This is a genomic window from Nonomuraea fuscirosea (assembly GCF_003001935.1).
GTDB classification, from domain to species: domain Bacteria; phylum Actinomycetota; class Actinomycetes; order Streptosporangiales; family Streptosporangiaceae; genus Nonomuraea; species Nonomuraea fuscirosea.
The window spans coordinates 1-5,252 of sequence record NZ_PVNG01000071.1 but is presented as its reverse complement, the minus strand read 5'-3'; the positions used below and the strand labels follow the sequence as shown (position 1 = coordinate 5,252).

The window sequence follows — 5,252 nt, the reverse complement described above, 5'->3', positions numbered from 1 at the left end:
CTTGATGGATTTTTGTTGGGATTGTTTCCAGACATTGTTTGGAGAGTTTGATCCTGGCTCAGGACGAACGCTGGCGGCGTGCTTAACACATGCAAGTCGAGCGGAAAGGCCCTTCGGGGTACTCGAGCGGCGAACGGGTGAGTAACACGTGAGCAACCTGCCCCTGACTCTGGGATAAGCCCGGGAAACTGGGTCTAATACCGGATATGACCGCCCCTGGCATCGGGTGGTGGTGGAAAGTTTTTCGGTTGGGGATGGGCTCGCGGCCTATCAGCTTGTTGGTGGGGTAGTGGCCTACCAAGGCGACGACGGGTAGCCGGCCTGAGAGGGCGACCGGCCACACTGGGACTGAGACACGGCCCAGACTCCTACGGGAGGCAGCAGTGGGGAATATTGCGCAATGGGCGGAAGCCTGACGCAGCGACGCCGCGTGGGGGATGACGGCCTTCGGGTTGTAAACCTCTTTCAGCAGGGACGAAGTTGACGTGTACCTGCAGAAGAAGCGCCGGCTAACTACGTGCCAGCAGCCGCGGTAATACGTAGGGCGCAAGCGTTGTCCGGAATTATTGGGCGTAAAGAGCTCGTAGGTGGCTGGTCGCGTCTGCCGTGAAAGCCCGCAGCTTAACTGCGGGTCTGCGGTGGATACGGGCCGGCTAGAGGTAGGTAGGGGCAAGTGGAATTCCTGGTGTAGCGGTGAAATGCGCAGATATCAGGAGGAACACCGGTGGCGAAGGCGGCTTGCTGGGCCTTACCTGACGCTGAGGAGCGAAAGCGTGGGGAGCGAACAGGATTAGATACCCTGGTAGTCCACGCTGTAAACGTTGGGCGCTAGGTGTGGGACCCTTCCACGGGTTCCGTGCCGGAGCTAACGCATTAAGCGCCCCGCCTGGGGAGTACGGCCGCAAGGCTAAAACTCAAAGGAATTGACGGGGGCCCGCACAAGCGGCGGAGCATGTTGCTTAATTCGACGCAACGCGAAGAACCTTACCAAGGTTTGACATCACCCGGACAGGTCTAGAGATAGATCCTTCTTCGGACTGGGTGACAGGTGGTGCATGGCTGTCGTCAGCTCGTGTCGTGAGATGTTGGGTTAAGTCCCGCAACGAGCGCAACCCTTGCTCCATGTTGCCAGCAACACCGTTTTGGTGGTTGGGGACTCATGGGGGACTGCCGGGGTCAACTCGGAGGAAGGTGGGGATGACGTCAAGTCATCATGCCCCTTATGTCTTGGGCTGCAAACATGCTACAATGGCCGGTACAGAGGGTTGCGATGCCGTGAGGCGGAGCGAATCCCTAAAAGCCGGTCTCAGTTCGGATTGGGGTCTGCAACTCGACCCCATGAAGTCGGAGTCGCTAGTAATCGCAGATCAGCAACGCTGCGGTGAATACGTTCCCGGGCCTTGTACACACCGCCCGTCACGTCACGAAAGTCGGCAACACCCGAAGCCCGTGGCCCAACCAGCTTGCTGGGGGGAGCGGTCGAAGGTGGGGCTGGCGATTGGGACGAAGTCGTAACAAGGTAGCCGTACCGGAAGGTGCGGCTGGATCACCTCCTTTCTAAGGAGCACTCTCACCCGTCACCACCGACCGTGTGGTGGGGTGACAGCTCACTAGTGGAGCACTGGCTACTCAGCTTGGCCGGATGGCCGGCGTTCTGGTACCGCCACTGGAGACAGTGGAGTGGGAACGGGCGTGTCGGGGATCCGGGCTGGTTGGACACACTGTTGGGTCCTGAGGAAACGGGCAGCCTGTGGGCTTGCTTGTTTGACCTCGGTACAGGGCCGGTGAACATCTCGCGGTTGTGGGGTGGGAGCCGGTTGCTGTTTGTTGTTTGAGATTTGCATAGTGGACGCGAGCATCTTTGTGGCCAAGTTTTTTAGGGCACACGGTGGATGCCTTGGCATCAGGAGCCGATGAAGGACGTGGGAGGCTGCGTTAAGCCTCGGGGAGTCGCCAACCAGACGTTGATCCGGGGATGTCCGAATGGGGAAACCTAGCACCAGTCATGTGGTGTTGCCTCCGCCTGAATGTATAGGGCGGTTGGTGGTAACGCGGGGAAGTGAAACATCTCAGTACCCGTAGGAAGAGAAAACAAGAGTGATTCCGTGAGTAGTGGTGAGCGAAAGCGGATGAGGCTAAACCGGGCGTGTGTGATAGCCGGCGGGCGTTGCATGTCCGGGGTCGTGGGACCCTCTGGTGGTTTCTGCCGGAACCACAAGAAGTGATAAACCTTTGAGGTAGTTGAAAGCTCTGGGAAGGGCTGCCGTAGACCGTGAGAGCCGGGTAAGCGAAACCTTGAGGGCTTCTTGAGGGGATCCCAAGTAGCACGGGGCCCGAGAAATCCTGTGTGAATCTGCCAGGACCACCTGGTAAGCCTAAATACTCCCTGATGACCGATAGTGCACGAGTACCGTGAGGGAAAGGTGAAAAGTGCCCCGGTGAGGGGTCGTGAAAGAGTACCTGAAACCGTGTGCCTACAAGCCGTAGGAGCTTACATCAGCTTGCTGGTGTGTGATGTGACTGCGTGCCTTTTGAAGAATGAGCCTGCGAGTTATGGTGTGTGGCGAGGTTAACCCGTGTGGGGGAGCCGTAGCGAAAGCGAGTCTGAAGAGGGCGTTTGAGTCGCATGCTGTAGACCCGAAGCGGAGTGATCTACGCATGGGCAGGTTGAAGCTCAGGTAAGACTGGGTGGAGGACCGAACCCACCAGGGTTGAAAACCTGGGGGATGATCTGTGTGTAGGGGTGAAAGGCCAATCAAACTCCGTGATAGCTGGTTCTCCCCGAAATGCATTTAGGTGCAGCGTTGCGTGTTTCTTGCCGGAGGTAGAGCACTGGATGGCTAATGGGCCCGACAAGGTTACTGACGTCAGCCAAACTCCGAATGCCGGTAAGTGAGAGCGTGGCAGTGAGACTGCGGGCGATAAGGTTCGTAGTCGAGAGGGAAACAGCCCAGATCACCGACTAAGGCCCCTAAGCGTGTGCTAAGTGGGAAAGGATGTGGAGTCGCAGAGACAACCAGGAGGTTGGCTTAGAAGCAGCCACCCTTGAAAGAGTGCGTAATAGCTCACTGGTCAAGTGATTCCGCGCCGACAATGTAGCGGGGCTCAAGTACACCGCCGAAGTCGTGGCATTGACTCCCATGTGGGGTTGATGGGTAGGGGAGCGTCGTGTATGCGGTGAAGCGGCAGAGTGATCTAGCCGTGGAGCGTACACGAGTGAGAATGCAGGCATGAGTAGCGAATCGAGGGTGAGAAACCCTCGCGCCGGATGACCAAGGGTTCCTGGGCCAGGCTAATCCGCCCAGGGTAAGTCGGGACCTAAGGCGAGGCCGACAGGCGTAGTCGATGGACAACGGGTTGATATTCCCGTACCCGCTTCAATGCGCCCATACTGAACCTCGTGATGCTAAGAGTCCTTAAGTCCGCTGGTCCTTCGGGACCGGTGTGAGGCTGAACGCTCGATCCGATCGGGTAGTAGGTAAGCGATGGGGTGACGCAGGAAGGTAGTCCAGCCCAGGCGATGGTTGTCCTGGGGTAAGCATGTAGGGAGTGAGGTAGGCAAATCCGCCTCACACGTATCCTGAGATGTGATGCCGAGCCGATTGTGGTGAAGTGGATGATCCTATGCTGCCGAGAAAAGCCTCTAGTGAGTGTTGTGGCGGCCCGTACCCTAAACCGACTCAGGTGGTCAGGTAGAGAATACTAAGGCGATCGGGTGAACTGTGGTTAAGGAACTCGGCAAATTGCCCCCGTAACTTCGGGAGAAGGGGGGCCTCTGCTGGTGATGGGTTTTGCACCTTGAGCTGGTGGGGGCCGCAGTGGCCAGGGGGAAGCGACTGTTTACTAAAAACACAGGTCCGTGCGAAGTCGTAAGACGATGTATACGGACTGACGCCTGCCCGGTGCCGGAACGTTAAGGGGACCGCTTAGTTCAGCTTCGGCTGGGCGAAGGTGAGAACTTAAGCGCCGGTAAACGGCGGTGGTAACTATAACCATCCTAAGGTAGCGAAATTCCTTGTCGGGTAAGTTCCGACCTGCACGAATGGCGTAACGACTTCCCCGCTGTCTCAACCGCAGACCCGGCGAAATTGCACTACGAGTAAAGATGCTCGTTACGCGCAGCAGGACGGAAAGACCCCGGGACCTTCACTACAGCTTGACATTGGCGTTTGGAGCGTCTTGTGTAGGATAGGTGGGAGACTGGGAAGCTCGGACGCTAGTTCGGGTGGAGTCATTGGTGAAATACCACTCTGGTCGTTTTGAACGTCTAACTCTGGTCCGTGATCCGGATCGGGGACAGTGTCTGGTGGGTAGTTTAACTGGGGCGGTTGCCTCCTAAAGGGTAACGGAGGCGCCCAAAGGTTCCCTCAGCCTGGTTGGCAATCAGGTGTTGAGTGTAAGTGCACAAGGGAGCTTGACTGTGAGACTGACGGGTCGAGCAGGAGCGAAAGCTGGGACTAGTGATCCGGCATCGGCGTGTGGAAGCGGTGTCGCTCAACGGCTAAAAGGTACCCCGGGGATAACAGGCTGATCTTCCCCAAGAGTCCATATCGACGGGATGGTTTGGCACCTCGATGTCGGCTCGTCGCATCCTGGGGCTGGAGTAGGTCCCAAGGGTTGGGCTGTTCGCCCATTAAAGCGGTACGCGAGCTGGGTTTAGAACGTCGCGAGACAGTTCGGTCCCTATCCGCTGCGCGCGCAGGAGACTTGAAAGGGGCTGTCCCTAGTACGAGAGGACCGGGACGGACGAACCTCTGGTGTGCCAGTTGTACCGCCAGGTGCACGGCTGGTTGGCTACGTTCGGAAGGGATAACCGCTGAAAGCATCTAAGCGGGAAGCTCGCCTTGAGATGAGGTCTCCCACCTGTAACAGGGGTAAGGCTCCCGGTAGACGACCGGGTTGATAGGCCGGAGGTGGAAGCACGGTAACGTGTGGAGCTGACCGGTACTAATAGGCCGAGGACTTGACCACAAAGCAACTCTTCTTGCCTTGTGGGGTGTGTGCTGCGTTCTGTTCTCTTCGCCGGGTCCAGAGCTGCGCCGCACTCGATGGGTTTGGAGTGTGTTGCTCGCGTCCACTAAGCAATTCTGAGACAGCAAACAGTAATGTTTGTGTGTTTCGGAGGGTTACGGCGGTTATGGCGGGAAGGAAACACCCGGTTACATTCCGAACCCGGAAGTTAAGCTTCTCTGCGCCGATGGTACTGCACTCGGGAGGGTGTGGGAGAGTAGGTCACCGCCGGACAATCTTTC

3 rRNA genes are annotated in these 5,252 nt (G+C 57.7%); all 3 read left to right on the top strand.

Features of this window, described 5'->3' with window-relative positions:
- The first annotated feature begins 35 nt into the window (after positions 1 to 35).
- The 3 genes from B0I32_RS55995 to rrf all read left to right on the top strand — a co-directional run bounded on the left by B0I32_RS55995 (position 36) and on the right by rrf (position 5,244).
- Positions 36 to 1,557 (top strand): 16S ribosomal RNA (locus B0I32_RS55995).
- A 308-nt stretch (positions 1,558 to 1,865) separates the two neighbouring features.
- Positions 1,866 to 4,971, top strand: a 23S ribosomal RNA gene (locus B0I32_RS55990).
- Between the two features lie 156 nt (positions 4,972 to 5,127).
- Positions 5,128 to 5,244 (top strand): 5S ribosomal RNA (gene rrf / locus B0I32_RS55985).
- Together the 16S, 23S and 5S rRNA genes form the textbook arrangement of a ribosomal RNA operon.
- Positions 5,245 to 5,252: the final 8 nt, after the last annotated feature.